This window comes from Hydrogenophaga sp. GW456-12-10-14-TSB4 (genome assembly GCF_059424305.1).
In genome coordinates, this window is sequence record NZ_JBWKZH010000009.1 from 94,234 (window position 1) to 120,554 (window position 26,321).

At 64.0% G+C, this 26,321-nt stretch carries 26 protein-coding genes, 1 pseudogene and 3 riboswitches; of the genes and pseudogenes, 6 read left to right on the forward strand and 21 right to left on the reverse strand.

Annotated features, from left to right (window positions below; genetic code table 11):
• Positions 1–350 precede the first annotated feature (350 nt).
• The 4 genes from AC07ZS_RS07165 to AC07ZS_RS07180 all read left to right on the forward strand — a co-directional run bounded on the left by AC07ZS_RS07165 (position 351) and on the right by AC07ZS_RS07180 (position 3,456).
• Entirely contained in the window at positions 351–704 is a 354-nt protein-coding gene (locus AC07ZS_RS07165) for a hypothetical protein (protein ID WP_494797897.1), read from the forward strand.
• A 210-nt stretch (positions 705–914) separates the two neighbouring features.
• Positions 915–2,240, forward strand: a complete 1,326-nt coding sequence (locus tag AC07ZS_RS07170; RefSeq protein WP_494797898.1) for a hemolysin family protein — start codon at positions 915–917, stop codon at positions 2,238–2,240.
• Positions 2,237–2,698 carry a hypothetical protein gene (locus AC07ZS_RS07175; protein ID WP_494797899.1) on the forward strand — a complete coding sequence of 154 codons (462 nt, stop codon included), beginning with the start codon at positions 2,237–2,239 and terminating at the stop codon, positions 2,696–2,698. Before AC07ZS_RS07170 ends, AC07ZS_RS07175 begins: the two co-directional genes overlap by 4 nt.
• A 311-nt stretch (positions 2,699–3,009) precedes the next feature.
• Positions 3,010–3,456: a type IV pilin protein gene (locus tag AC07ZS_RS07180; protein ID WP_494797900.1), complete on the forward strand. Its 447-nt coding sequence runs from the start codon at positions 3,010–3,012 to the stop codon at positions 3,454–3,456.
• Positions 3,457–3,570: 114 nt separating this feature from the next.
• On the opposite strand, the gene thiC is transcribed toward AC07ZS_RS07180, so the two are convergent.
• The 20 genes from thiC to AC07ZS_RS07280 form a co-directional block, all read right to left on the reverse strand.
• Positions 3,571–5,478: a phosphomethylpyrimidine synthase ThiC gene (gene thiC, locus AC07ZS_RS07185; RefSeq protein WP_494797901.1), complete on the reverse strand. Its 1,908-nt coding sequence runs from the start codon at positions 5,476–5,478 to the stop codon at positions 3,571–3,573.
• A 120-nt stretch (positions 5,479–5,598) separates the two neighbouring features.
• Positions 5,599–5,714: riboswitch (TPP riboswitch) on the reverse strand.
• Positions 5,715–5,834: 120 nt separating this feature from the next.
• On the reverse strand, positions 5,835–8,138 hold the full coding sequence (locus AC07ZS_RS07190; protein ID WP_494797902.1) for a S8 family peptidase: 2,304 nt from the start codon (positions 8,136–8,138) through the stop codon (positions 5,835–5,837).
• Between the two features lie 53 nt (positions 8,139–8,191).
• Positions 8,192–8,280, reverse strand: a riboswitch (cyclic di-GMP riboswitch).
• 270 nt (positions 8,281–8,550) lie between these two features.
• Positions 8,551–8,808, reverse strand: coding sequence for a hypothetical protein (locus tag AC07ZS_RS07195; protein WP_494797903.1), 258 nt, complete (start codon positions 8,806–8,808; stop codon positions 8,551–8,553).
• Positions 8,809–9,437: 629 nt separating this feature from the next.
• Complete coding sequence (bluB, locus tag AC07ZS_RS07200) at positions 9,438–10,130, reverse strand: 5,6-dimethylbenzimidazole synthase (protein WP_494797904.1); 693 nt, start codon at positions 10,128–10,130, stop codon at positions 9,438–9,440.
• Between the two features lie 296 nt (positions 10,131–10,426).
• Positions 10,427–11,176: a uroporphyrinogen-III C-methyltransferase gene (gene cobA, locus AC07ZS_RS07205; protein ID WP_494797905.1), complete on the reverse strand. Its 750-nt coding sequence runs from the start codon at positions 11,174–11,176 to the stop codon at positions 10,427–10,429.
• Positions 11,166–11,516 (reverse strand): (2Fe-2S) ferredoxin domain-containing protein, encoded by a 351-nt coding sequence (locus tag AC07ZS_RS07210; protein WP_494797906.1) that lies wholly within the window; start codon positions 11,514–11,516, stop codon positions 11,166–11,168. The genes cobA and AC07ZS_RS07210 overlap by 11 nt, the downstream gene beginning before the upstream one ends.
• A gap of 1 nt (position 11,517) precedes the next feature.
• A complete protein-coding gene (locus tag AC07ZS_RS07215) occupies positions 11,518–11,904 on the reverse strand; it encodes a 6-carboxytetrahydropterin synthase (protein WP_494797907.1) in 387 nt (128 codons plus the stop codon).
• Positions 11,901–12,536, reverse strand: coding sequence for a 7-carboxy-7-deazaguanine synthase (queE, locus tag AC07ZS_RS07220; protein WP_494797908.1), 636 nt, complete (start codon positions 12,534–12,536; stop codon positions 11,901–11,903). The genes AC07ZS_RS07215 and queE overlap by 4 nt, the downstream gene beginning before the upstream one ends.
• 78 nt (positions 12,537–12,614) lie before the next feature.
• A complete protein-coding gene (gene cobJ / locus AC07ZS_RS07225; RefSeq protein WP_494797909.1) occupies positions 12,615–13,604 on the reverse strand; it encodes a precorrin-3B C(17)-methyltransferase in 990 nt (329 codons plus the stop codon).
• Entirely contained in the window at positions 13,601–14,410 is an 810-nt protein-coding gene (locus tag AC07ZS_RS07230; RefSeq protein WP_494797910.1) for a CbtA family protein, read from the reverse strand. Before AC07ZS_RS07230 ends, cobJ begins: the two co-directional genes overlap by 4 nt.
• 155 nt (positions 14,411–14,565) lie before the next feature.
• Entirely contained in the window at positions 14,566–14,757 is a 192-nt protein-coding gene (locus AC07ZS_RS07235) for a CbtB domain-containing protein (protein WP_494797911.1), read from the reverse strand.
• Positions 14,754–15,206 (reverse strand): cobalamin biosynthesis protein, encoded by a 453-nt coding sequence (locus AC07ZS_RS07240; protein ID WP_472890505.1) that lies wholly within the window; start codon positions 15,204–15,206, stop codon positions 14,754–14,756. The genes AC07ZS_RS07235 and AC07ZS_RS07240 overlap by 4 nt, the downstream gene beginning before the upstream one ends.
• Entirely contained in the window at positions 15,203–15,955 is a 753-nt protein-coding gene (locus AC07ZS_RS07245; protein ID WP_494797912.1) for a cobalamin biosynthesis central domain-containing protein, read from the reverse strand. Before AC07ZS_RS07245 ends, AC07ZS_RS07240 begins: the two co-directional genes overlap by 4 nt.
• Complete coding sequence (gene cobI, locus AC07ZS_RS07250) at positions 15,952–16,746, reverse strand: precorrin-2 C(20)-methyltransferase (protein WP_494797913.1); 795 nt, start codon at positions 16,744–16,746, stop codon at positions 15,952–15,954. Before cobI ends, AC07ZS_RS07245 begins: the two co-directional genes overlap by 4 nt.
• Positions 16,743–18,044, reverse strand: coding sequence for a precorrin-6y C5,15-methyltransferase (decarboxylating) subunit CbiE (gene cbiE, locus AC07ZS_RS07255; protein WP_494797914.1), 1,302 nt, complete (start codon positions 18,042–18,044; stop codon positions 16,743–16,745). The genes cobI and cbiE overlap by 4 nt, the downstream gene beginning before the upstream one ends.
• Entirely contained in the window at positions 18,041–19,150 is a 1,110-nt protein-coding gene (locus tag AC07ZS_RS07260) for a cobalt-precorrin-5B (C(1))-methyltransferase (protein ID WP_494797915.1), read from the reverse strand. Before AC07ZS_RS07260 ends, cbiE begins: the two co-directional genes overlap by 4 nt.
• On the reverse strand, positions 19,147–19,836 hold the full coding sequence (locus tag AC07ZS_RS07265) for a precorrin-8X methylmutase (RefSeq protein ID WP_494797916.1): 690 nt from the start codon (positions 19,834–19,836) through the stop codon (positions 19,147–19,149). The genes AC07ZS_RS07260 and AC07ZS_RS07265 overlap by 4 nt, the downstream gene beginning before the upstream one ends.
• Positions 19,817–20,770, reverse strand: a complete 954-nt coding sequence (locus AC07ZS_RS07270; protein ID WP_494797917.1) for a sirohydrochlorin chelatase — start codon at positions 20,768–20,770, stop codon at positions 19,817–19,819. The genes AC07ZS_RS07265 and AC07ZS_RS07270 overlap by 20 nt, the downstream gene beginning before the upstream one ends.
• On the reverse strand, positions 20,767–21,579 hold the full coding sequence (gene cobM / locus AC07ZS_RS07275; RefSeq protein WP_494797918.1) for a precorrin-4 C(11)-methyltransferase: 813 nt from the start codon (positions 21,577–21,579) through the stop codon (positions 20,767–20,769). Before cobM ends, AC07ZS_RS07270 begins: the two co-directional genes overlap by 4 nt.
• Positions 21,580–21,859: 280 nt before the next feature.
• On the reverse strand, positions 21,860–23,206 hold the full coding sequence (locus tag AC07ZS_RS07280; RefSeq protein ID WP_494797922.1) for a cobyrinic acid a,c-diamide synthase CobB: 1,347 nt from the start codon (positions 23,204–23,206) through the stop codon (positions 21,860–21,862).
• Positions 23,207–23,731: 525 nt separating this feature from the next.
• Positions 23,732–23,981: riboswitch (cobalamin riboswitch) on the reverse strand.
• Positions 23,982–24,263: 282 nt separating this feature from the next.
• On the opposite strand from AC07ZS_RS07280, the pseudogene AC07ZS_RS07285 reads away from it, so the two are divergent.
• Both AC07ZS_RS07285 and AC07ZS_RS07290 read left to right on the forward strand, forming a co-directional pair.
• A pseudogene (locus AC07ZS_RS07285) lies at positions 24,264–24,638 on the forward strand (DDE-type integrase/transposase/recombinase); the annotation flags it as partial.
• Between the two features lie 184 nt (positions 24,639–24,822).
• A complete protein-coding gene (locus AC07ZS_RS07290; RefSeq protein ID WP_494797923.1) occupies positions 24,823–25,170 on the forward strand; it encodes a DUF4158 domain-containing protein in 348 nt (115 codons plus the stop codon).
• A 154-nt stretch (positions 25,171–25,324) separates the two neighbouring features.
• On the opposite strand, the gene AC07ZS_RS07295 is transcribed toward AC07ZS_RS07290, so the two are convergent.
• A partial coding sequence (locus AC07ZS_RS07295; protein WP_494797919.1) for a DUF72 domain-containing protein occupies positions 25,325–26,321 on the reverse strand: 997 nt, incomplete at its 5' end.

The window sequence follows — 26,321 nt, forward strand, 5'->3', positions numbered from 1 at the left end:
CCACACAAAAGACCCCTTGATCATGCTGAAAACACAACGCTCCTTTGTCAAAACCCTTTTGCTCATCTGCCTCCTGTCTGGACTGGCTGCATGCGAAAAAACACCTTCCCAGGGAGGCTCTGGCGCATCCGGCCACGGACATATCCACGATTGAAAGCAAGGTCATGTGGCCTTTCTTGATTCCTCATTGAGGAGTGCCCATTCCTCTGTGGAGGCGCGAGGCTCCAAGCCAGAACGCACCTGATGTTGATGAACCGTTCGGCATCAGGTACTTCTTTTTCTTTTGACCGGTTAAGCAGATTCTTCAGCGATACCGCGCCATGGCTGCGTTTCGATAGAATTCACGGACAATGCGCCGCTGGCTAATCGCAATTTTTGCGCTCCACTTTTTTCTGAGTGTGGGTTTGTTTGCGATCGGGAAAATCGACACCGTCGGGGCGCAACAGGCAGGGGATGCCTCGACTACGCCCCTGTTCGCTGGAAGCGACCATCCTGTTCAGAGCGACGGCCTCATGGGCGTAGCGCCCGATCACGCACTCACAGACGGGCAACCAGATCTGCCCGAGATGCTGGCCGTTTCCATCGGATTGATGAGCAGCACATCGACCACGCTGCACCCAGCGCCACCGCCCTTCGTCAAGCTCATATTCCCGACGATCGAAGGGCCCAGACGCCCTCCCAAACACGACGCCATCCCCGCCTAAGGGCGGCTTCGGGTCGCCCCGCGGCCCGACCTTTGCGTTCTCGCTGAGCGCACACGACGATCTACTGGCTGGATTCGCGGTAAGTCACTGCATACCAGTTCGCAACGCATCGCTTTCACGCCGACTGCTCTGTCTTCGTCCCGCTGTTTGGGCAGGATATGCAGTCCCGGATTCCTGTTTCAAATCACTTTCACGTTCAAAGTTGACCCCATGGAAATCGCCATACTTTTCGCGCTGATTCTTCTCAATGGCTTGTTTGCCATGTCAGAGTTGGCGCTCGTCTCTGCTCGCAAGGTGCGGCTGCAGAAACTCGTAGACGAGGGTGACAAATCGGCCGCCGCTGCGGTCAAGCTCGGAGAGGACCCCACCCGATTCCTTTCGACCATCCAGATCGGTATCACGTCGATTGGTGTGCTCAACGGCATCGTGGGGGAAGCGGCGCTCGCCGCACCATTGGCGCTGTGGCTCGCCTCCGTGGGAGTACCCGATCCGTACAGCCAGTACGGTGCCACTGGTCTCGTTGTGGTGCTCATCACCTACTTCTCCATCGTGGTGGGGGAACTGGTGCCCAAACGCATCGGGCAGTCGCATCCCGAAACCCTGGCGCGCCTGGTAGCACGGCCTATTGACTGGCTGGCCATCGCCACAAAACCCTTCGTGCTGTTGTTGTCTGTCTCCACCCGGGCACTGCTGCGCTTGTTGGGGGTGAAGGAGTCCACCACGAGTGCCGTGACAGAAGAGGAGATCCACGCGATGCTGGCCGAAGGCACCACCGCCGGTGTGATCGAGTCCCATGAACATGCCATGGTGCGCAATGTGTTCCGCCTTGATGACAGGCAGATCGGCTCCCTCATGCTGCCACGCAACGACGTCGTGGTTCTCGATCTGGATCAGAGCTTCGAGATGAACATGGCACGCGTGGAAGCTTCCGACCATGCACGCTTTCCCGTGGTGCGTGGCAGCTTGAGCAACGTGGTGGGCGTGGTGAATGCTCGCAAGTGGCTGACCCAGGCACTGCGCGGCGAATCGCGCGAGCTGACCAATCAGCCGTTGCAGGATCCTCTGTATGTCCCTGAAACCATCACCGGCATGGAGTTGCTGGACAACTTCCGCCAATCCGGTGTCCAGATGGCGTTCGTGATCGACGAGTACGGCGAGGTGCAGGGCATCGTGACACTGCAGGACCTGATCGAGGCCATCACTGGCGAATTCAGCCCGCGTGACCCGGAGACCTCGTGGGCCATGCAGCGCGAGGACGGCAGTTGGTTGCTTGACGGTCACATCCCCGTGCCTGAGCTGAAAGACCGATTGAGTCTGAACGCAGTTCCCGACGAAGAGCGTGGGCGGTATCACACGCTCAGCGGCATGATGATGCTGCTCACGGGGCGCTTGCCGAAGGTGACCGACATGGTGACCTGGGAGGGCTGGAGGCTCGAGATCGTGGACATGGACGGTCGCTCCATCGACAAGGTGCTGGCTACCCGCATGCCGCAGGACACGGTAGAGAGCACTGACGAAGTGTCACACCCCGTATGAGCGCAAGGGTTTGCCTCAAGGTCGTCGCCTTTTGGTACTCCATCCTGATGCTTGGTGCGTGCGCAGATGGCTACCCTACCGAAGATGAAGCTCTTGTCCTGAAACACGGCATGAGTCGCGAGGCGACGCTCCAAGCCATGGAAATCATTGGCAAACGCAACTACCTGGATGACCGCTGGCGTTACGAACTGAGCAAGGACTGCGATCTACGCATTGAATCTCGCGCGCTGGCGGGCGGCACAACGGTGCTGAGCGTTCTCGCGAGGCAGGTCAAGGCCACGGTGGTTGACGAACCTGGGCCCGATTCCCACACGGTGTTAGCCCATTCTTCAAACCAGCCGCCCACCTCAGGTACGCCGGTTCTGGACAGCGCAAACTGGTATGACGCCACGCAGATGAAGTGGCTGATTGAGTACTTGCCTGCTGTTTGCACGAATAGCATGGGCATGCCTGAATGACCGATTCAGTGGGTGCCAAGTATGCCGAGCGCAAACGAGCGCGGCCTGAGCAGCAGTTGCGTGACGATTGCCGAGAAAGGCCTTCTCGCCAGTTCACGCCAGTTCACGCCAATTTTGCGAGGGGCGCTTCATCGCCGACGCATACCGGCGCGTGACCACTCAGGCCCTGATCGGAATCCAACTCAAGGGCTGCACAGAGTCTTGCCTACTTCGACATGATGGTCGATGCCGGAGATCCATAGGGGATCACGGGTTAACCCGTACGCCCTAACCGGGTCATTTGCGCCGAATTCGATATCACCCCTGAACTGATGATCGTGGTTGCCATCGTGGGGATACTCGCGACCATTGCTTACCCTTCGTACGAAGAATATGTGCGCCGATCCAAGCGCGCTGAAGTCCAGGCGCTGATGCAAGACCTCGCATTGCGACAGCAACAGCGCCTTCTCGACACGCGAGCATTTGCGGCTACTTTGACAGCCTTGAATGTGATCGTTCCACCGTCCATTGCCTCCCGCTACACCGTGACGATAGAGGTTGGGGCGGGCGCATTACCACCCAGCGCCGTGGCAGGCACGGTCGAAGTGACATACACCAAAACCAACGTCGATGGCAGCACCAGCGAAGCCCAGAAACGGGTCCCCTTCATCATAGGCGGCGTCAACCCAAAGGCGTCTCCGATCGAGGTGACCAAGGTCAACCCTTTGATTTCGCCTCGCCGTCAGCGCAGCTATTGGTACTTGGAGAACGCCCGCTGAGCGGCGATTCCAGTTCGCGACGGTGCTTCAGCTCTGCCATCTGCATGGCCGGGCCCGCGATGTGCTCTCGGTCTTGACAGCAGATCTCGGTGTGCCCGCCCTGCTCGCCGGATGTCACGCCTTGCGGGTCAAGGTGTCCACCGGCACATAGAACGCGCCGCCCGCGGCCTTGAACTCGGCCGACTTCGCGGCCATGCCCCGAGCGAGGACGTCGGTCTCGCTCAATCCCTGTTTTTCAGCGTAGTCCCTCACGTCCTGCGTGATCTTCATCGAGCAGAACTTGGGTCCGCACATGCTGCAGAAGTGCGCCTCCTTGCTGCTGTCCTTGGGCAAGGTTTCGTCGTGGAATTCGCGCGCCGTGTCCGGGTCGAGGCCGAGGTTGAACTGGTCGTGCCAGCGGAACTCGAAACGCGCCTTGCTCATGGCGTCGTCGCGCGCGCGGGCGCCCGGGTGGCCCTTGGCGATGTCGGCTGCGTGGGCTGCGATCTTGTAGGCGATCAGGCCCTGCTTCACGTCGTCGCGGTCGGGCAGGCCCAGGTGTTCCTTGGGTGTCACGTAGCAGAGCATGGCCGTGCCCATCCAGCCGATCATGGCCGCGCCGATGGCGCTGGCAATGTGGTCGTAGCCGGGCGCGATGTCGATGGTGAGCGGGCCCAGCGTGTAGAAGGGCGCCTCGTGGCAGTGCTTCAACTGCTCGTCCATGTTGGCCTGGATCAGGTGCATGGGCACGTGGCCCGGCCCTTCGATCATGGTCTGCACGTCGTGCTTCCACGCGGTCTGGGTGAGCTCGCCGAGCGTCTTGAGTTCGGCGAACTGCGCCTCGTCGTTCGCGTCCGCCGCGCTGCCGGGGCGCAGGCCGTCGCCAAGCGAGAAGCTCACGTCGTAGGCCTTCATGATCTCGCAGATCTCGTCGAAGTTCTCGTAGAGAAAACTCTCCCGGTGGTGCGTGATGCACCACTTGGCCATGATGGAGCCGCCCCGCGAAACGATGCCCGTGCGCCGGTTCGCCGTGAGGTGGATGTAGGCCAAGCGCACGCCGGCGTGGATGGTGAAGTAGTCCACGCCTTGCTCGGCCTGCTCGATCAGCGTGTCGCGGTAGATCGCCCAGGTCAGGTCTTCGGCCACGCCACCCACTTTCTCCAGCGCCTGGTAGATCGGCACCGTGCCGATGGGCACCGGCGAGTTGCGCACGATCCAGTCGCGCGTGGTGTGGATGTTGCGGCCGGTGGAGAGGTCCATCACGTTGTCCGCGCCCCAGCGGATCGCCCACACCAGTTTGTCCACCTCTTCCTCGATGCTCGACGTGACCGCCGAGTTGCCGATGTTGGCGTTGACCTTGACCAGGAAGTTGCGCCCGATCGCCATCGGCTCGACCTCGGGGTGGTTGATGTTGGCCGGGATGATGGCGCGGCCGCGCGCCACCTCGTCGCGCACGAACTCGGGCGTGATGATGTCCGGGATGCGCGCGCCCATGGGGTTGCCGCGCAGGCGAGCCTCGCGAGCGGTGTCGCCCAGGTACTCGGCCATCCACTCGCGTTTGCCGTTCTCGCGCACGGCCACATATTCCATCTCGGGTGTGACGATGCCGCGGCGCGCGTAGTGCATCTGCGTCACGTTCATGCCGCTCTTGGCACGGCGAGGCGTGCGCTGCAGGCCGGCGGCTTGCGCGCGCAGCGCTTCGATGCGTTCGATGGTGGTGTCGTTCTGGCGGGCCTCGTTCTTCACGCCGTCGTCCAGCACCTGACGGGCGCGGCCAGCGTAGGTCTCGGTGTCGCCACGCGACGCTATCCACGCGCCGCGCACATCGGGCAGGCCGCGCGTCACGTCGATCATGGTCGAGGGCTCCGAGTAGGGGCCCGAGGTGTCGTACACCACGACACGTTCGCCATTGGTGAGGGCGATCTCGCGCATGGGTACGCGCACGCCGGGCTGCTGGCCGGGCACGTAGAGTTTGCGGGAGGCGGGGAAGGGCTCGCGGCTGAGGGCCAGCGTCGAGACGGGGAGTTGATCGGGGGCATTCATGGGGGCGGTCTCCGGTTCCGGTGGATGGGCAGTGAATGCTCCGGAGGACCGCCCCATGGACCGCGATGGCGGGTGAACCACCTCCGCCGTGAGAACGGAGGAGGTGCTCGCCCACATGCCGCGTGGGGCATGCGCTCTTCTTTCGCCGGTACTAACCGGATCAAGTTCACGGGTTCGGCTGGTAAGCCGTCTCAGCGCCCGACCTTTTCAGGTCCGGTGCACCCCGGAGCAGAGGGCAGTGTACTTTGATCCTCGTGGCCAACCAATCAAATCATCTCGAACAACCTGCCGTACCCGCAGGGGCGGCCAACCCTGGTATTCGCTGATCGCAGGCGAAGACCGCAGCGCGATAGGCGTCAGGGTTGGCGCACCGTAACATTGCTGACGATGTTCTTCGACGCGTCGTAGGATAGGTTCGTGCCGGTAATTCCGCTGACGGCGAATGTGGTCTCGGACGTCCGCTTGCTGATGTTGCCACTCTGGATGCTGCACTGCCCGTTGGTGTTGGTTGTGCAATTCACTGACGCTCCTCCCACGCTGAAGTCACCAACCACCACGGCGCCCGCCACCGGCAGACCGTTGCCGTCGACAACACCCAGGCTCACCGTCGCGCGCCAGCCGTTGCGAACCAGCTTGCCCGAGCCTGTCAGAGTCGCCACGGACGCAATCGTCGAAGTGGTGGGCGGCGGTTCGCTCGTAGAGGTCTCGCTACCAGAAAAGACCAGCAGGTTTGGCGAGCCCGAGCCTGAGCTCGTGACCACGTTGACCGTGGCCGAGGCCTTGATCGCCTCGTTCACCTGAGTCGGCGAGGCGCTGGGTGTTCCTTGTAGCAACACCGCAGCAAGTCCCGCCACATGGGGAGAAGCCATCGACGTGCCACTGATGGTGTTGGTTGCTGTCGTTGAGGTCGACCAAGTTGATTTGATGCTGCTGCCGGGCGCAAACAAATCGAGGCAGGTGCCGTAGTTGGAGTAGGACGCCCGCGCATCCATGGTGGTAGTCGCTCCTACCGTGATCGCCGTTGGCTCGCGTGCAGGCGAGTAGTTGCAAGCATTGGCGGCGTCGTTGCCGGCGGCCACCACAACCGTGATGCCCTTGGCGACCGTGTTGGCAACAGCCGCATCGAGCGTCGACGAGGCACCGGCACCAAGCGACATGTTCACCACCGCAGGGCGAGTTGCGTTGGCAGCGACCCAATCCAACCCCGCGATGACGCCGCTCAATGTGCCCGAGCCGTTGCAGTCCAGCACCCGCACCGGGACCAAGGTCGCACTTTTGGCAATGCCCCAGGTGGACGAACCGATGGTCCCTGCCACATGAGTGCCATGGCCGTTGCAGTCCGAAGTGCCGTTACCGTCGTTGACGGCGGTGTAGCCGCTGGCAACGCGCCCACCAAAGTCTGCGTTGGCCGCAAAGATGCCGGTGTCGACCACATAGGCGCGAACGCCGCTGCCGTTCCCAAAGTAGGTGTAGTTACCATTGAGCGGCAGATCTCGCTGATCGGTGCGATCCAGCCCCCAAGTCGCGCTGGTTTGTGTCGTCTGACGCAGCGCCACGGGCTGGTCCACCTCGACGTGATCGACGTTTGGGTTGAGTTCCATTGCCTCCAAGAAAGCATCAGCAGCCGCTTCTGGCAAGGTGACAGCGAAGCCCTTGACCACGTTGGTGTATGTGAAATTGATCTCACCGCCGCGCCCGCGCCCGCGCATGGCGTCCTGCGCACGCGCACTCGGTTGGCCCACACCGTCCTTGAACACGACAATGTAGCGGCGGAAAGTCTGGACGGTGCCACTTTCCTCAGCGGCTGCAGCGGCCGTTGCCAAGGCACTGACGGGCAACTGAGCGACGATGTCCGCCACCGGAACAGGTGCCGGCGACTGAAAGTCGACATTGGCGAGCAGCGAGGGAAGCTGAGCCTTGAGAGCCTCCACGGTCGCGGCAACATGCTCGCGTGCCGATTGCCCGCCTTCGCTGCGCGCTGCATCGGCGATCAGCTTGCCGTTTTCACCCAGAGCCACCGCCACGGCTCGTGCAAGGTTGCCCAGCGCACGATCACTGGATCGCACAAAATTCGTCAGCGGGTCTTTGTCTTGCAAGGAAAGTTGCTGACTCACCGCAGCCTTGGCATCGGCAAGGCTGAGTCCGTTGAGCGCCATCTCGGCCGCCACCAGGGTGGTAAGCGGGCTGAGCAGGGAGGCGCCGGAAACGTTGTCTCCGTTGGGCGAGATTTGCACATACGCGCTCGCCGGGGTCATAAGCGTAAAGCCACGACGCCCAGCTGCGCGCAGATCCAGTCCATCATCGTCCGCGTCGCGCGCCGTGTCTGGCACGTGAGTGACCAAGGTGGCCAGGGCCGCCTGGGCTTGCGTCAACCGAGGTGCCACCAGCGTGAACGCGCCAGCTGCATTGGTCGGAAGCGACATGGGCTCGCCAGGATCGTGCGTTTGATTGTTGTTCAAGTCGAGGAAAACGATGGCGCCTTCAATCGGACCGTCGATCACGGAGCCACTGATTTGTTGCGTCGTATCGTTTGCGGAGGCGGCACCTGTGCCGCTCCCGCCGCCGCACGCGGTGAGGACCGCAAGCGCCGCGGATGCCAGCAGGTACTTGGCGTAGAGCTTGCGGCGCGCCGCCGCCTGAGAAGAACTGGGGGTATGCATACTGGCCTCTAAAAAGAACAAAGAGAGGCCGGTAAAGGGCTGACGGGCCCTGAACCGGCGGCCCCGCTGCCGTTGCGCTTGGAAGCACTTTAGGCCGGAAGCTTTGCGTCCCAGCCTTTCGGCTGGTTTGCCATTAAATTGCCGGTTGACTATGCTCCTTTTCAGACTTACCTTCTCTTCCTCAGCGAGCTCTAAGCACCATAATTAACGATGCCGTGCGGGGGGTGGGGGCTGGCCACCCCGGAGATAGTCCAGCGCGCACCTGTTGATTAAATGTTTAGGTGTAGTACCAAATTGCATTCAATGCAGCCTAAATTAACTCCATTGTCATGAGCACAAGAAATATCGCTGCTACGGGTTTAAAAAATCAAACAAAAACAACGAAGTTTAGGAGGCCGACTGATCTTCAATTTCAACCGTTTATCCACTTGCAAGCAATCTGATCACCAATGCATCTCACCTTGATGCCAACAATCGCACGGTTTCGAATATGAAACAATTTAAGACACTCAGAACCATCAGATTCCAGTACATTGATATCACCTGCTGAGCTATGGAGCGGCCCGATCCTATTGACCGGTAATATTTTTGAATAAGGAGTTTTAGAAGTGAGTACATTCAAAAGAGTTAATTTGTTCATCTTGGCAGCAAGTTCGATTGCGATCAGCATTGGCGGTGTGTCGGCATAGACTGCTAACCCTGCCGCTTCTGCCTCGATCTCCAGCAGCGCGAGTCCGACCGCTGCCGCTGCGGTATCCGCCGCTTCAAACGCGACTGGAACCGTTGGCGCAGCAGTTAGTGCCGCAGTGGGCGGCGGCGTTTCCGGCTCCGGTTCCGCCGGTGGCTCCGGCGGTGGCTCCGGCGGCTCCGGCGGTGGCGGCGGTGGGGGTGCACGCTGAAGGTGCAGAACTGAAGTTACCCTCTTCGCTCGCGAGTTGGGTGACTACGCGTCACGCTGACTGGTTCGATTTTTGAACCATTTTTACGGTACCCGCGAGCAACTCACTCCTTCAAACATCGCTCAACGGCCTTTTGTACGGGCCGTTGGGCGAATCACACTGCTTTCGGGCATGTGGGCCGACGTGCAGACTGTGACCAGGCCATCAACTACAAGCGCTACCTTCGCGAGCATCCGGTACACGCAGGCCACCTCAATTAAAGATTGCGCGCAATGGTCGTTCATGCCGCCCCGCATGGTTATTTGCCGGGCCAAGGCTTGGCACGGGGGATTGTCGAGCAGCCCGGATCCAATCCGTCTTCACTGCCCTGTTTTGTCAGACGATGCGTGCGGCTAGGGCGCTAGCGCGGTGACGTCGATCCCGTCGATCCAAGAGGCTGCGCCCAGGTGTCTTCAAACAGCACATCGTCCAGCGCGCAACGCGAGGCCCACCGTTGCCGTTGAAGCATCGGCTCCTCGTAAAAATCATGCACGGGACCGATGCATAACAGAGCGATCGGCTCGGCCCCGTCGGGCATTCCAAGCAGGCACGCCACAGCGATTGGGTCAAACAGCGAGACCCAACCCATGCCAAGCCCCTCGGCCCGGGCAGCCAGCCAGAGGTTCTGGATCGCGCAGGCAGTCGAGGCGAGGTCCATCTGTGGGAGTGTCCTGCGACCAAACACATGCCGCTCACGTCCATCTGCGAGCGCGACCACCCAGACCTCGGCCGCGTCGTTGATGCCCTCGACCTTGAGGCGCATGAAAGCGTCTTCCCGCTCACCCAACGCTCTGGCGGTCTGCACGCGTTCTTGCTCCACCAATGCCTGCAACTTGCACCGCAGCACTGGCGACGCCACGCGCAAGAAACGCCAGGGCTGCATGAAACCCACGCTGGGCGCATGGTGCGCGGCGGTGAGCAGCCGGCGCATCAGTTCGGGTGGGACCGCTCCACCCGCGAAGTGGCGCATATCGCGCCGCTCAAAAATGGCTCGGTAAACAGCGTCTCGCTCGGCCGGGGAGAAGGTCTGATCGCGGGCAGGTTTGTCGGGCATGGCATGCTCAGTTTCGATGCCGCACTACGACGGGATGTTCGCGTTGGATGCTCGCCTATTCTTGGTCAATTCGGTCAGCCCTCGTTGATAGCTGCGATCTGTGCGATCGTGCTGTGCTCGCTGAAGCGGTAAATGGGTAGCTACAAGCGCCGTGAATTCCTACTGTCTTTCCACTACATTGATCGTGCGGGACCATGCCGACGGCGGATGCCACTTTGCCCCTGCCGTCACAGGCGTTGACGAAGCCTCGGCACTCTCTATCGGCCTTGTCGTAGGACTTCTCAGCCGTTGGCGTTTCACTCCGCATGGAATTCCGGGCTAAGTCGCACGGTCTCGCCAATGATCAGCAGACCGGGATGGGTATCATAGGCCGGGGCTCGTTCAACCAAGCGGCGCAGACTGCAGGCCACCACGGTTTGTGTGGGGCGCGTGCCGTCGCGTACGACGGCCGCTGGGGTGTTTGGGCACAGGCCGTGGGCGATCAGCAGCTCCGCAATGTGGGCTAGACGCTGGATACCCATATAAAACACGAGCGTTTGTCCGGGGCGCGCCAGCGCCCGCCACTCGTGCGTGGCTTTGTCGTCAGCCAAGTGTCCTGGGAGGAACACGCAGCTGGCCGCGAGGTCTCGGTGGGTAAGGGGAATACCCGCCGCCGCCGAGCAGCCGGTGGCTGCCGTAATACCGGGCACGACCTCAAAAGCAATGCCCTCGGCCCTCAAGGCCTGCACCTCTTCACCACCGCGGCCGAACACATATGGGTCCCCTCCCTTGAGCCGGACCACCCGCTGGCCGGCCCTCGCGTGCTGAATCAGCAAGGCGTGAATACCCTCTTGTGGCAGAGCGTGGTTCCCCGAGGCCTTGCCAACAAACACGCGCTGCGCCCCCTGCGGAATCAGCGCCAGCACCTCGGGTGAGATCAGTCGGTCGTACATCACTACGTCAGCCCTTTGCAAGCGATCAAGCGCGCGTTGAGTCATCAGGTCGGCCGGACCGGGACCTGCGCCGACGATGGAGACAAAGCCTCTGGCGCCCGACTCATTCGGCATCAACGCCTCCCGGGCCCTGATGAAACACCAGCTCTTGCACCACTTGTCCGCCGACCAGGTGCTGGTCGATGATGCGGTCCATGTTGGCGTCAGTCACGTTGTAGTACCAGGTGCCGTCGGGCTGCACGCACATCACCGGCCCGCCCTTGCAGGCGGCAAAGCAACTCACGCGGCTGCGCTTCACGCGCAACTCGCCCTCGTGCAAACCAGCGGCCTTGAACTTGTTGCCAAGGCTATCGAACAGGGTCTGCGAGGCGCCATCCTGCGTACAACGTGGACCGGTGCAGACCAACAGGTGGCGCTTGTAGCCGCCGATGTGAGGCTTGATGGGTTCGTGCATATCAGACTTGGAAAGGAAGGGTGCGCGCGAAGCGCAAATCACACCGGTCCCCGATACCGTCGCGCCACACCGAAACACGGCTCAGGCGGAAGTCCGACATGGCGGCAAACTGGGCAATGAAGGCACAGAGATTTTCGAGGGTCGGAATGCCCAGGCCGGGGACCTCGTCCAGCAGCCGGTGGTCCAACTGCTCGCGCACCTGCACAAGCAGCGAACGCAGCTGGACCAGATCGACCACCATGCCAGTGTTGGGGTCCACGGCACCCATCACCGCGACCTCGCCCCGGTAGGTGTGCCCATGCACACGCGTGCTGGCTTCAGTCTCGATCTCGCGCTGAAGGGTGTGTGCGGCGTCAAAGAAGAAGCTTTGCGAAATTTCGAATGTCATCGGATTCCAACCATCTTGTGGGTTTGTAGGGTCAGGCGCCAGCGGGGGTCACGCAGACAGTACTCAATGGCCCAGAGGGTGTTTTCTTTCAGCTCAGGGCCGTCCATGGGCTGCAGCAGATGGCGCTCGAAGTTCAGTTCGATCAACGCGTCCAGGTCGATGCCAGACTGGGGAACGACAACTTTGAGCTCGTGGCCTGCACGAATCTTGAGGGATGTGCGGCCCTTGGGACTAACGCACAGCCAGTCCACCCCCGCTGGCGCATCGATCGTGCCATTGGTCTCCACCGCAATCTCAAACCCGCAGCGGTGCAGCGCGTCGATCAACGCGGCATCGACCTGCAGCAAGGGTTCACCGCCCGTCAGCACGACCAGCTTCCGCCCCCCCATCGACGTGGGCCAATGTATCGAAACCCGGTCCGCCAGCGCCTGTGCCGAATCGAACTTCCCCCCACCAGTGCCATCCACGCCGACAAAATCGGTGTCGCAGAACTGGCATTGAGCGCTCGCGCGATCGGCTTCCCGCCCGGACCAGAGATTGCAACCGGCGAACCGGCAGAACACTGCCGCACGGCCGACGTTGCCGCCTTCGCCCTGCAAGGTGTAAAAAACTTCTTTGACCATGTAGCTCATGGAACGGATCTCGTGGGTGGCATCAGGTTGTGGTTGGCATAGTCTGCTCAGGGGCGAAGTGCCGCGCGCGGGAGCGCCTTATTCGGCCTGATCCTCTGCATCCGCCGATGCGGCCACTGCTTCCTCGACTGGTGTGTTCAGCACGGCTTCGACGTAGTCCACTGGCAGCCGGTGCTGCTGCGCCAGTGCGGCCAAGCTCGCGCCATCGGCATGGTCGGCATGCAGATTCTCCATCCAGCCCAGCAGGCCGGTTGAGAGCGAGCGTCCTGCTTTCTCCCCCGTGCGGGTGCTGCCACCGTCGTCCAAGTCGTACTTGTTGGCGTAGCCGCGCGGCGTGACCATCAGACCGTGCTGCACGAAGGTGTGGCTGTTGCCGATCAGGACCGTGGTCAGCATGCCGATGTCGCAATCGCACATTTTGTCCAACGTGGTGAACTCGATGCGCTCGCGCCGCCGGTAGGCCGACTTGACCACCGCCACCGGGGTGTCGGGCCGGCGATGGCGCAGCAACAGCGCCTGCGCCTGCACGATCTGCTGGGTGCGGCGGCCGCTCTTGGGGTTGTAGAGCGCCACCACGAAGTCCGACGCCGCGACCGCGTCCAGCCGCCGCGCGATCACCGGCCAAGGCGTGAGCAGGTCGCTCAGCGAGATGGAGCAGAAGTCATGCGTGAGGGGCGCGCCCACCAGCGCCGCGCAGGCGTTGATGGCAGAGGCACCCGGCACCACCTCGACCTGCACGTCCGACTCGGGCGTCCAGCCGGCCTGGAACAGCACTTCATAGGTCGGCCCGGCCATGCCATACACCCCGGCGTCTCCGCTGGAGATGAGAGCCACCTTCTTGCCTTCGCGGGCGCTGGCCAGGGCATGGACCGCGCGGTCCAGCTCCTCGGTCATGCCCTTGCGGATGACCTCCTTGCCTTCCAGCAGATCGGCCACGAGCTTGATGTAGGTGACGTAACCCACCACCACATCGGCCTCGGCGATCGCGTCTCGCGCTCGCTGGGTCATGTGATCGTGGCTGCCGGGACCGATGCCCACCAGCATGATCTTGCCTTTGACGTCGCTCATTGCGGGGCTTTCATAGCGGAGGCATGGCCTGCATCCGAGCGCTCCAGCAAGGCCGCTACGGCGGGGCGCAGCCAGCGCTGGAAGGCCAGACCGGCCAACGCGCCCATGCTCACCCAGAACGACAGCGACAACCAGGTGGTGGCCCAGATGAACTGGCTGCCCAACTGGCGCAGCGCCACCTGGGCCTCACCCGTGAAACCGGCCAGCGGGTCGGCCATGATGTGCGGCGCGCCGACCACGAAGGGCAGCGCCAGCCAGCCGGCTGCTACGGCCCAGCGCAGGGGGGTGCGCATCAGCGCCACCGACGCACAGGCCAGCGCCGCGGCTCCCGCCGCGAGCACCCACCAGCCCTGGCGAGAACCCAGCCGGGCGGCGTCCATGCCGGGAATCTCGGCGTGCAGACCTATCGAAGGCCAGAAGTGAAAGCTCAGCCAACCAGCGGCGGCCACCCAAGCGGCCAGCGGCAAGGCGCGCAGGGTGGTGCCGCGCCATTGGCACACTGCCATCACCGCCAACACCAGCAGCGCCATGCTGAACGCGTGCAGCACATGGGCCACCCAACTCCAGAGCTGGCGCTCCACCCCTTCAGCGGGCGCCCATGCTTCGGCGTCGCCATGGTCGTGCGCCGCACCGTCCCCGTGTGCGTGCGTGTCGGCAACGGCCAATGCAGTCTCCACCTTCTGGCTTTCGAACCCCTCAGCCGCCAAGATGATCGGCATGGTCTGCCATTGCTGCAGGCCAGTTTGCAAGCTCCCCACCAGCATGGCCACGGCCAGCGCCGCCCAGATCAATCGTCGAAAAATCATGAAACTCTCCATATACAGATAGGTGGCAACCCGTCGGCCGCGCGATCCGAAACGCCCTAAGTGCCCCAACCGGGAACGCGGTGGAGCCGGCTTTGCCGGGCCACTCGCGTTGCCCACTTGAGGGGGTCGCGCGAAGCGCGGCGGGGGAGACTCTCTTAGTGACAGGGTTTGACCGTGACGTGGCGCACATCGTGCGCGGCGTTGTGCGCGATGGGGCTTTCAGCAAAAGCCACGCCGTACAGGACGACCAGGCCCAGCGCGGCACCAGCGGACAGTTGCAGCAGCAGGCTACGCGTGGCGCTCACGCGCTGGGCGTCGGCGATGGGGGTGGTGGTGGATGAATTCATGGCGTGCTCCATTCAGGGTTGAGAAAAAGAAAACTGTCACAGCGGGCAATGGAAACCGTGGCGTGGCGCCCATCGGCGCCACGGTATTTGAATTTTTCGACCAGCAGGGCGGTCATAGGCAAAGCCTGTTCATGGCCCAGCGCTCGGGCGCCTGCCAGCAGGGCCGCGGCCTCGCTGACCGAGGGCGTGCCGGTGTACTGGCGCACGGTCTCCGACGGGTTGGGCACCGGCACCTCGGCGAGCTGGGCAGGGGCGTAGAACGCCATGGCCCAGCCTTGTTCGGCGGCCAGGGCGAGCAGGCCCGCTTCGTCAGCCTTGAGCGTGATGCTGGCCGCTGCCACCACATCCGGGGCCAACGCCCCGGCCTGCGCGAGCGCCGCCCGCAGCGCGTCCTGCAGCGTGACCAGCGGCGTGCCGCGGTCGCAACCCAGGCCCACAGCCACGTTCACGCCTCCGTCTCCACCGGCGGGCGGTAAACGACCAGGCGCTCGTGCAGCTCGGCCCAGTGCGCGTCGGTCACTGGCGCGTGGGTGATCCACAGCACGGCCTTGAAACGCGCCAGGTCTACGTCGGCCAGGCGCTCGAAGCGGTGGATGCTGGGTGGCAGCGGCGTGGGCCGGGTCCACCAGTGTGGGCTGCCCGCTTCCTGCACCACGGCAACAGGCTCGCCGTTGACCACGTGAGCCGACACGCGGGTGATGTTGATCTTGGGCGCCTCAACCTTCCACCCCAACTCGCGACCCAGGATGTCCACCGGAATGGTCTTGCCCACGTCCGAAGCCGTGGTCAGCACCGGCGTGGCACCGAGCAAGGCGGCCACCGTTTCGGCCATGGCATTGGCGCCACCCACGTGGCCCGACAGCACCGGGATCACGAACTGGGCCGCGTCGTCCACCACCAGCACGCCCGGGTCTTCGTCTTTGCTCTTGAGGTGCGGCGCGATCAGGCGAACCACGGCGCCCAGCGACACAAAAAACACCACCTGATCGAAGTCGGCGAACAGCGTGGCGATCTCGTCGCGGAAGGCACCGCTGTAAGCGCGCACCGGGTTGGGCAGGCCCGCCATCAGCGGCGCGAACTTGGTCGCAACGCACACGTGGGCCCCGGGCATCTGGCGCGCGAGATCGGCGGTCTGCTGGGCGCCGTGTTTGGTGATCGCCACGAGGACGACGCGCACAGCGGTTTCGGGGGTGGTCATTCCTGGGTTTCCTCTTCTTCGATTTCGGTGCTTGTCTTTTTGCGGCAGCCGCGTTGCATTTCGCCGCGCTCGCGCCCGGGGTTTTTCACCAGCAACAGCGACAGGTAGTTGACCGGGGTGCCTTTGAGCTGCGCCACGTCGGTGACGATGCGCTCCACCGGCGAGCCGGCTTTTTCGATGAAGAGGCTGTGCGCCAGCAGGCCACGCCGCTCCAGCAGGTCGATCAGATCGTCCAGCAGCGGCTTGACCTTCATCAGCACCAGGGTGTCGAAGTCGGCCAGCATCTTCTCCACTGCCGCGATGCCGTAGGCAGCGGGCACGATGGCGATGGTGTCGTCCTGCTCGGAGAGCGGCACCTGCAACCGCGCGCAGGCGGCGTTGAACGAGGTCACACCGGGCACGATCTCGATGCGGGCATCGTCGTCCAGTTCGCGCAGCACGCGGGCCAAGTAACAGAAGCTGGCGTAGGTGGAGGCATCGCCTTCGACCAGAAACAGCACGTCCTGCCCGCTGGCCAGCAGCTCGCGCACCGTCTCGGCCGCCTTCAACCAGTGGCGCGCCAGCTTTTCGGCGTCGTGCGTCATCGGGAACAGCAACGATTGGTGCCGCTCGGGCAAGGACAGGCCGGCGCGGACCGCGATGTCCAGCGCGTAGCTCTCTTTGCGCAGGCTGCGCACCGGGTAGGTCCAGATGGTGTCGCACCGTTCCAGCAGCGCCCAGGCGCGGCGGGTGATCAGGCCCGGGTCGCCGGGGCCGAGGGAGACGCCAAACAGCGTGCCAGCTTGCGTCATGCCACACCTCCGGCCTGCGCGCAGACGATCCACACCGGGTTCTCCGCCGCCATGCGGTGCATGTGCAGGATGGGTTTGCTGCGCGAGGCCTGCAGTTGCAGCACGTCCCAGCCCGCGCCCAGGCGTTTCAAGGTGTCCACGGCCGCCCCCAGATTTTCAATCGTCACGAAGTTCATCACCAGCCAGCCCTGCGGTCTCAGGCGTTGGAGGACCAGCGTGATCAACTCGGCCAGCTCACCGCCCGAACCGCCCACGAACACCGCGTCCGGGTCGGCCCAGTCCTGCAGGCCCTCGGGCGCTTTGCCATGCAGCAGGGTGTGGTTGCTGATGCCCATGGCCAGGCGGTTGCGCTGCACGATGGCCGCGTCGTCCGCATTCTTTTCGATCGCGTACACATGGCCGTTGCGGCACAGGCGCGCCGCCTCCAGTCCGACCGAGCCCGAACCCGCACCGATGTCCCAGACCACGCTGTCGGCGCGCAGTTGCAGACGTGCCAGCGATACGGCCCGCACCTCGTGCTTGGTGATCAACCCCTTCTCGGGGTGGCGCTGCTCGAAGCTCGCGTCTGGCAGGCCCAGCAGCACCTGCGGCGCGAGCAGGCGGCTGCGCCAGAGCAGCACGACGTTGGGGTCGGCAAAGGGCATCTGCGCAGCCGCGCCGATGGCCATGCCGCTGACGATGCGCTCTGTGGACTGGCAAAGGCGTTCGGCCACCGCCATCTCGAAGTCATCGGCCAGACCCTCGGCCACCAGCATGCGGGCGATGCGGTCTGGCGTGTTGTCCGGGCTGGTCAGGATGGCCAGGCGGTCGTGCTGGCGGATGTCACGCAACAGGGCGTACAGACCGTGTCCGGGCGTGGCACCCGGCACCCAGTCACCCGCGTCCTTGCTGTGCACGGACGAGAATTTCATGTCTTGCCAGGGCAGGCCCATGCGGGCGCAGGCGAGTTGCAGCGTGGACACGTTCGGCAGCACCTCGATGGCCTCGATGCACAGGCGCGACGCGAGGTAGGCCGCGATGCCGTGGCACAGCGGATCGCCCGTGGCCAGCACAACCACGCGCAGCCGCTCGGTCTGCGCGGCGCGGATCCACTCAGGCACCTGTGACAGCGCACCGGTCAGGTCGCGCTGGACCGCAGCGGGCTCTATGTGCGCCGCGAACATCTGCAGCGTGCGGGCGCCACCAATCACCAGTTGGGCCGCTCTCAGATGCTCCAGCGCCTTGGCGCCAAGGCTGACGATCCCATCGTCCAGCACGCCGAGGATTCGGCATTTTTCAATCACAGGGTCAAGGGTCAAGAAGCCTCCGCTATTTTTTTTCCATCGAAATCGCAGACCAGCACCTGCAGTTCAAATTGATCGGGGTAGCGCGTGCGCAGGGTCTCGATCACCTTGCGTGCCAGCGCGGTGTGAAACGCGATGCCCAAGCCCAGCGCATCCATGCATTCACCGGCGTAGCGCGCCGTTTCGTTGCCGCGAATGGCCTCGCAGACGTCGGGCGGCGCGCCAACGCCGGCAGCCAGATCGGCCAGCAGACCGGTGTCAACCTCGGCGCGCCCCGCGTGGGTGATCGTTTCGCCTTGGGCGATCTTGGTCAGCTTGCCGACCATGCCGCCAATGACGACCTTCTTCAACCCGGCCTTCACCGCCGCGCCCATGGCGTAACGCAAAAAGTCGCCCATCTGCACGAACGCCGGCTCGGGCAGCTCGGGCATTTCTTCCATCACGAACTTCTCGGTGCGCCCGCCGGTGGTCAGCACCACCACGCCGTGGCCCAGGGTGCCCGCCACCTGCACACCCTGCACCACGCTGGCGCGATAGGCGGCGGTGGAATACGGCTTGACGATACCGGTGGTGCCCAGAATGGAGATGCCGCCCAGGATGCCCAGGCGCGCGTTCAGCGTCTTCTTCGCCATCACCTCGCCCTGCGGCACGGAGATGCGCACCTCCAGGCCCGTCTCGTCCAGCAGGCCCTGCCCGACCAGGCGCACATTGGCCTCGATGTTGCGACGCGGCACCGGGTTGATCGCAGGTCCTCCCACTGCCAGGCCGAGGCCGGGCATGGTGACGGTGCCGACGCCGACACCGCCCGCCAACACCACCTGGCCTGCCTGCTCGGGCAGCAGGCGCAGGTCGGCGGTGAGGTGGGCCTTGTCGGTGCAGTCCGGGTCGTCGCCCGCGTCCTTGATCACCATGGCGTGGGCGGTCCGTTGGGTGCCGCTGCCATCCACCCGCCCGTCCTGCACGGCGAAGGTCACCCGGTCGCCATTGGGCAGCAGGCACTCGACCTCGCCAGGCACCGCACCCGTGACGAGGCCGATGGCGGCCGCACGCGCCGCCGCAGCGGAACACGCACCGGTGGTGAAACCGGTGCGGGTGCCGCGGGGCGCGTCTTTTTTCATCATGCGGCCAGCTCCCTGGCTTCGGCCAGGCCCAGCAGCGCGTGGATCGCTGCGACCACCAGGGTGGAGCCGCCCTTGCGGCCACGGATCACGATCCAGGGAACACCGGTCTCCAGCGCCATCAGGTCTTTGGACTCTGCCGCCGACACGAAACCTACCGGCATGCCCACCACTAGCGCGGGGCGTGCTCCCTCTTCATGGATCAGGCGAACGATCTCGATGAGCGCCGTGGGCGCGTTGCCGATGCCGACGATGGCGCCGTCGATCAGGCCCAGCCGGTGCGCCTTGCGCATGGCCTGCACCGCGCGGGTGGTGCCTTCGGCCTTGGCCTGCTCAATCACGTCCGGGTCGGAGATGAACTGGTGCGTGCCCATGCCGAAGTGCCCCAGGCGCGGCGCCGACAGGCCGACACAGATCATCTCCACGTCGGCCACCACGCGGGTCGCCCGCGACAGGATCGCGACCAGCCCCTGCTCCACAGCCTGGGGGTGGAAGTCGGTCAGGCCGTTGAAGTCGAAATCGGCGTTCGCGTGGATCATGCGACGCACGATGGGCCACTGCCCGGGCGTGTAGCAGTGCGAGAGCACCTCGCGGTCGATCACGGCAAACGAGTCGTGCTCGATGGCACGGCCTGCGGCGGTGAGCTGCTCCGTGACGACGTTGGCCGTGTCAGGCGCGGGCATGGTCATGGGGGTGCTCGTGGTGATGGGCGAAGTCGTGCGCGTGTACAGGTGCGTGGGGGTGTTCATGCGGGTGAGCGTGGTCGTGGCTGTGCGGCAGCGCGTCGTCATGGTGGTGCCCGCCCATGCCGTGTTCTTCGGCAAAACTGCGGTACTTGCAGCCGTCGCAAGGCATCAGCGCGACCGGTGCGTTGCGCCGCAGGTCGTTCACGCGCTGCTCCAGTAGCTCGAAAATTTCCTTTTCGAACCCGAAATACTTGGTGGAGGCAAAACGCAACATCGGGTACTGACTCTTGAGGTGTTCTACCTGGCGGGTGATGCGTTCCACCAACGTGCCGTTAAACAGGTAATACGGCAACACCACCACCTGCTTCATCCCCAGCAGGCTCTGGCGCTGCACAGTTTTTTCCAGACGGGGGTGGGTGATGCCGGTGAACGCGAGGTCCACCAGCTCGTGGTCGGTTTCCTCCAGCAGCCAGCGCGCCATCTTGGCCATGTCGCCGTTGGCTTGGCGGTCCGACGAACCGCGCCCCAGCACCACCACGCCGGTGGTGCTGGGGTCAGGCATGTCGAGCGCCTGCATCGCGCCCTTGAGGCGGCGGCGCAGGATGGCGAGGATTGGGTCGCAGGCGCTCAGGTGCGGCGCATACAGGAACTGCACCAGCGGGAACTTGAGGCGGGCGCCCTCGATGGCCTGAGGAATGTCCATCTTCACGTGGCCCGCCGCGTTCAGGATCAGCGGCACCACCATCACGCGGCTGGCGCCGGTGGCGGCACGCCTCAGGCCTTCGCTCATGGTGATCTCGGAGAACTCGATGAAGCAGACCTCGATGCGCCAGCCCGGCTGGCGCTGGCGCCACTGCTCGGCGAAGGCAAAGATTTCGTCGTTGCCCGAGGCTTCGCGTGAGCCGTGGCCCACCAGCAGAATGGTTTCAGTGTTCATCGAACGTCCGATGTGAGGGTTGAAGCGGGCACGCTGGCGCGCCGGAAACGGTGGGTGAAACTGGCGTCGTACAGCTTGGACTTGGCCAGGGTGGTCCATTGCCTGGCCCCCAGCGTCGGGCTGGCGATCACCATGGACTGGCTGGCGATTTTTGCGTCGCGGCACAGGGCCTGGATGGTGACGACCGTGCCGCGCACAATTTTTTCTTCGCCCGGCCAGCTGGCCTTATGCACCACCACCACGGGTGCGTCGGGCGACCAGCCCGCCGCCAGCAACTCGGCCGACACCTTGCCCAGCAAGGTGATGCTCAGGAAGATGCACAGCGTGCTGTGGTGCGCCGCCAGTTCGCGCAGCGATTCACCCTCGGGCATGGGCGTGCGGCCCTCGACGCGGGTGAAGATCACGGTCTGCGTCACCTCGGGCAGCGTCAAGCTTTCCACCGCCGCGGCCGCGCTGGCCATGGCCGACGACACGCCCGGCACCACCTGGATGGCGACGCCCGCCGCGTCCAGCGGCTGCACCAGCTCGATCAGCGCGCCGTACAGGCCAGGGTCGCCGGTCTGTAGCCGCACCACGGTATCGCAGCGGGCGGCGTGCTCGATGAGCCAAGCCGACATCTGCTCCAAGGTCATGTCCTTGCTGTCGGCAATCGCGCAGCCTGCTGACGCCCAGCGCAGGGCGGCTTCGCTGACAAGCGACCCCGCAAACAAGATCGCACCGGCTCTCTCGATCAAGCCACGACCCTTGACCGTGATCAAGTCCGGATCGCCAGGACCAGCGCCCACGAACCACACCGTGCCCGACGTCATGCTTCATCCCCTGTTTGAATCCTCGACGACTGTGTCAGGATCACACTAACGTGCTGCGCGAGCACTATGCGCACGCTTTGACAACCCGTGCGTGAGCCAGTCCCGTCCACGCAGCACCTCCCTATGTTCTGCGCGTGGGGCATCACAGGTATGTGAATGAGCTCTCGCAACGTGCTCTGCACGCGGACTGGCGACTTAAGCTCCGGGGCCATCACTTCGATGCCCAACGCGCACCCAGTGGCCTCTTGCGTCGGACAGCTGGTGCGCCGCAGGTCCTGATTCATGCCAACACCTTTGGCAGAAAAAGCGCAGCTGCGGCTGTCGGACTGGACGCCATCCAGGTGTGGAAATAACTGGCTCGCAAGGCACCTCGTTGGTACACCGCCTCGCCAGCGCCCTTTGCATCACCGCGCGCGGAGACCGCATGTAGCACCGGCTCCAGAGCCGTTTCGCAGACTGAATAGTGAAAGGTATGTCCTCGCAGTTTGCCTCTCGCCAGTTCCAGCTTCTGTGGCCCCAGCGCGGCAAGTCGCGGCTGCATGCGCACCACACCCGACAACAGACCCCACGACACGTGGCTGCGCCCCTCCAAGTCCACTATTGCGTCGAACAGCACCATCATTCCACCGCACTCGGCCCATACCGGGCGTCCCGAGTTCACATGGACTACCAGGCTGTCGCGGGTTGTGTCGCTGATCGACAAAGTTTCGGCGTGCAGCTCGGGGTAGCCACCTGGTAACCAGACTGCATCGCACGCGGGCACGGGATGATTGGCCAGTGGCGAGAAAAACACCACCTGCGCACCCAACGCGCGCAAGGTGTCCAGGTTGGCAGGGTAGATGAAGCAGAACGCAGCATCACGCGCCACCGCCACCGTCTTTCCGGCCAACAAGGGCGCTATCGAAGAAGGGCGCTCGGTAGGGGCGTCAAAGCTGACCGACCAACGCGCAAGATCGGCCGAGTCCAGCTTGCCCAGCGGCGTGTTAAGCAAGGCGTCGGCAGCGGCATCGAGCCGGGCCATTGCATCGAGCAACTCGCTCGCCACTGTCAGCCCCAGGTGGCGTTCGGGCAAGGCGAATGAAGGATTGCGCATCACCGCACCCATCCAACTCGAAGTCGGCTCTCCGTCTTGCGAAGGCAGAGCATCTTGCAACAACTGTGCGTGCCGTCCGCTGGCCACGCGGTTAGCCAGAACTCCGGCCCAAGGCAGGCCCGGGCGGAAGTGCTGCAGACCGAAGGCCAGCGCTCCGAACGTGCCCGCCATGGCCGATGCGTCGATCACAGCCAGCACGTGCAGACCGAAGCGCCGCGCCAGATCAGCCGCACTCGGTTCACCATCAAACAGGCCCATGACCCCTTCAACGATGATCAAATCGGCCTCTTGCGCTGCGGCGTGCAGGCGCGTACGGATATCGAGCTCACCAGTCATCCACAGGTCCAGGTTGTGCACCGGGTGGTCCGTTGCCAGCGCGAGCCACATCGGATCCAAGAAGTCAGGCCCGCATTTGAACGCCCGAACCTTTCGCCCAGCGCGCGCGTGAAGACGCGCCAACGCGGTGGTGACCGTGGTCTTGCCCTGACCGGACGCCGGGGCAGTCACGAGAATGGCGGGGCAAGTGGTGCTCACTGTTGAGACACTGAGTTGAGCGTCACGCAAGCCACTCGTCCCGGCAGGTTATGGCCGGTAGTGGTTTCGTCGAGCTTTCCACCCACACTGTTCACGCGCAGGCCCCTTGGCGTATCTCCTTCTATGGGGCGCCGGACGTATAAATACCGAGCCCACAGACATGGCGGTGGATGCGCGTTGGCTGAGTTGTCGAAGGCAACGGTCTCGAGGCGCAGGAAGGCGCCCCGGAGCACTTGTCCCATCGAGCGCCCCGCAACCGCAGCCGCATTGGATATGTATGCCACAACGCTAGTGGACAGGGCATTCGAACAGGGGTTCTCTATCGTGGCGATCACCGCAGTACCCGCCAGAGAACAAAAAGGCCGGGGCCGGGCGTGCGAAAGGCAAGCCATCAAGCCAGTGGCGTCCCAACGGGGAACGCGCGCAGGTTGCGAAATTTCATGCGAAGGAAGCAGACCGGATCTCGGGCTCTCACCGCCTTCCCCGACGGTGCTTGAGCGTCACGGCGGCGAGCCCGTTGTCGGACGCACCACCACCTTGTTGGCCGGTATCCGGGCTGACAGAACAACCTTCATCGCCTTCCCAGTCGACACGGCGTGTCGTCCAGTGGCTGCGTGATGAAAGCGGAGTGGCCCGATCTGCGTCAGGTCTCTCGTCTGCTTACCGTTGCGGGGGCAGCGCAGGTTAGGTTCGTCCTTGTGGACTCTCCCCCCTGCTTCCCGTTGAACTGCGGTGTGTGAACCACACCGCGAGCACCAACAGTTCAGAGTTTAGCAGGCAGCCAAGATATTCGTTGGGTAGTTCACCCTGCAAACCGAGTCACTTCATGAAGCGCTTTACCGTACGGCGGGCAATGGATTCACCTTCACGGGTCTTGTCGCGACTCGCCGTATTTTCGGCTATGTAGTCAGATTTTGAAGAGATGCCTAAACAGGCATAGTCTGAACAATGTCGAAGCAACAGCGCAAGCCCGTCGGCCCAGGCCGCCGCGCTCATAGACATTGCAACCCATCAACAAGACCGCGAGCTGGAAGCGACCGTGTGGCGCGTTCTGGCGGCCCCGGGCGACATGCTGCACATCGACACCAAGAAGCTCGGGCGCATCGTGCGGCCCAGCCACCGCGTGACGGGCAACCGCAAGGACGGTGTCACTGGTGCCGGCTGGGAGATGCTGTTCGTGGCCATCGATGACCACGCACGCATTGCCTTCACCGACATCCACCCCGACGAGAAGACGCCCCAACGCGGTGCAGTTCCTGCGCAACGCACACGCCTACTACGCCAGCCTGGGGGTGCGCATCCAGCGCCTGCTCACCGACAACGGATCAGCCTTCCGCTCGCGAGACTTTGCCTGGCCTGCCAGGACTTGAGCATTCGCCACCGGTTCACCCGGCCCTACCGGCCACAGACCAACGGCAAGGCCGAGCGCTTCTCCGCGGCCAGGTCTGTCTGTTCGAGCAACGTCACGTGCAGGAACGAGACCATCTCCAGCTCGCCCTGATCAGGGGACAGGTTCTTTATTGCTGACGGAGGTCGATTGACCACCTCCTGGCTGTAGGCCTTCAACCGGTTTAGCGCAATGGTGTTGTCCAGGGCGGCGAAGCCAGCGCGTTGGCCTGAGCGCTGAAGACATCCAGGAGCTTCGCCCGCCCCGCTTCCGGGGCACAGCCCGGCTCGGCGCAGCCGTTCAACTGGTGATGCTGCGCGCCACAGGACGCCACCCAGATGTGCTCTCGGGTCTGCCACCTGTGCTGCTGCGCCACCTGACAGCAACACTGGGCATTGGTGCGACGGACATCGCATCCATAACGTCGCTGTACAAGGACAGATACACCCGCTTCGAGCATCAGCTTTGGGCACGGCAAAGCATTCTTCGACCTCGCGTCTTGAAAGAGACCTGGGAAGGGCGTCGGATCCGACAAAACGCAGATAGAAGCTTGGCAAGCTGGTTCCACCAAGTTTAAACAAGTGCGGGTTAACCCTCAGCTGCTAAACCGGCTTTTTGCACCGGAAATGAGGTCACCCCGACAGTGGCCATGGGGTGCATCGCGACAACCCGGTGGTGTTCAACGAGCTGGTGCTGGACTTCCTTCGCACCTGCTGTCGGGGCACGCCCCGCTAAGCGTCGCGTGCTGCCAGCCCTTCGGCGAGCGCCCGGACCGACAGCGGCGCGCAGCCCTCGGCCTTGTTGCTGATGGTCACGAAGACGTTCTGGCCGGCGCCCGCGATGCCGGCCATGGTGCGCACCAGCAGCTCGCGCGTGTCCTGGTCCACGTCGTGGAGGCGGTCGTAGGGGCTGTACTCGCGCTGGGCGTCTTCGTAGCCGTAGGCACCGTGCAGCGGGTTGAGGTTCCAGCGGCAGACCATGGGGCCGGGCCAGAGCATGCGCAGCAGGGGCAGCTGTTGCTCAAGACGGGGCATCTTGGCGTGCAGGCACAGGCACCAGGTGGCGCCGGCCTCGCGCAGCACGGCGGCGAGTTCAGGCATGAACACCGGGTCCAGCCATTGCGGGTCGCGCACCTCCAGCGCCAGCACGCCGTCGGGCGCGGTGGGCCGCAGCGCCGGCTGCGCGAGCAGCAACAGGCGCACGCGCTGCAGCACCAGTGGCAGGTTGTGCAGCAGGTGCCGGGGCAGGGGGCTGAGCTGGAACACCAGCGCGCCGACCTTGTGGCCCAGGCCGGCGAGCGCGGGCGCCACGAAGTCCTGCGTGGCCAGCGCCGGGTCGAGGAAGGCCGGGTTGGGCTGCAGGCCCCGCCCGTCCTCGCCGCGCACCAGGGCATCGGTCACGTGGCTGGGCGCCTTCACGACGAAACGGAAGTCGTCCGGCACCTGGGCGGCGTAGCGCGCGTACTGGTCTTGCGTGAGGGGACGGTAGAAGCTGCGGTCCACGCTCACCGAGCGCATCAGGGGGTGCTGGCCGTAGGCGCGCAGGCCTTCCTTGGACAGCAGGGTCTCGGGGTACTCGGTGTCCCACACCAGGCCGGCCCAGCCCGGGTAGGTCCAGGACGAGGTGCCCAGCCGCACGCGCGCCGGCAGCGCGGCGGCCAGCGCCTGCAGCGCCGGATCGGCGGGCAGGGGATTCACGCGAGCCAGGCTTTTGCGCGGGGCCGGGGCG

Coding starts and splice junctions, on each gene's coding strand:
- AC07ZS_RS07165 (WP_494797897.1), top strand. CDS start 351: ATGCGCCGCTGGCTAATCGCAATTTTTGCGCTCCACTTTTTTCTGAGT.
- AC07ZS_RS07170 (WP_494797898.1), top strand. CDS start 915: ATGGAAATCGCCATACTTTTCGCGCTGATTCTTCTCAATGGCTTGTTT.
- AC07ZS_RS07175 (WP_494797899.1), top strand. CDS start 2,237: ATGAGCGCAAGGGTTTGCCTCAAGGTCGTCGCCTTTTGGTACTCCATC.
- AC07ZS_RS07180 (WP_494797900.1), top strand. CDS start 3,010: ATGATCGTGGTTGCCATCGTGGGGATACTCGCGACCATTGCTTACCCT.
- thiC (WP_494797901.1), bottom strand. CDS start 5,478: ATGAATGCCCCCGATCAACTCCCCGTCTCGACGCTGGCCCTCAGCCGC.
- AC07ZS_RS07190 (WP_494797902.1), bottom strand. CDS start 8,138: ATGCATACCCCCAGTTCTTCTCAGGCGGCGGCGCGCCGCAAGCTCTAC.
- AC07ZS_RS07195 (WP_494797903.1), bottom strand. CDS start 8,808: ATGCTGATCGCAATCGAACTTGCTGCCAAGATGAACAAATTAACTCTT.
- bluB (WP_494797904.1), bottom strand. CDS start 10,130: ATGCCCGACAAACCTGCCCGCGATCAGACCTTCTCCCCGGCCGAGCGA.
- cobA (WP_494797905.1), bottom strand. CDS start 11,176: ATGCCGAATGAGTCGGGCGCCAGAGGCTTTGTCTCCATCGTCGGCGCA.
- AC07ZS_RS07210 (WP_494797906.1), bottom strand. CDS start 11,516: ATGCACGAACCCATCAAGCCTCACATCGGCGGCTACAAGCGCCACCTG.
- AC07ZS_RS07215 (WP_494797907.1), bottom strand. CDS start 11,904: ATGACATTCGAAATTTCGCAAAGCTTCTTCTTTGACGCCGCACACACC.
- queE (WP_494797908.1), bottom strand. CDS start 12,536: ATGAGCTACATGGTCAAAGAAGTTTTTTACACCTTGCAGGGCGAAGGC.
- cobJ (WP_494797909.1), bottom strand. CDS start 13,604: ATGAGCGACGTCAAAGGCAAGATCATGCTGGTGGGCATCGGTCCCGGC.
- AC07ZS_RS07230 (WP_494797910.1), bottom strand. CDS start 14,410: ATGATTTTTCGACGATTGATCTGGGCGGCGCTGGCCGTGGCCATGCTG.
- AC07ZS_RS07235 (WP_494797911.1), bottom strand. CDS start 14,757: ATGAATTCATCCACCACCACCCCCATCGCCGACGCCCAGCGCGTGAGC.
- AC07ZS_RS07245 (WP_494797912.1), bottom strand. CDS start 15,955: ATGACCACCCCCGAAACCGCTGTGCGCGTCGTCCTCGTGGCGATCACC.
- cobI (WP_494797913.1), bottom strand. CDS start 16,746: ATGACGCAAGCTGGCACGCTGTTTGGCGTCTCCCTCGGCCCCGGCGAC.
- AC07ZS_RS07260 (WP_494797915.1), bottom strand. CDS start 19,150: ATGATGAAAAAAGACGCGCCCCGCGGCACCCGCACCGGTTTCACCACC.
- AC07ZS_RS07265 (WP_494797916.1), bottom strand. CDS start 19,836: ATGACCATGCCCGCGCCTGACACGGCCAACGTCGTCACGGAGCAGCTC.
- AC07ZS_RS07270 (WP_494797917.1), bottom strand. CDS start 20,770: ATGAACACTGAAACCATTCTGCTGGTGGGCCACGGCTCACGCGAAGCC.
- cobM (WP_494797918.1), bottom strand. CDS start 21,579: ATGACGTCGGGCACGGTGTGGTTCGTGGGCGCTGGTCCTGGCGATCCG.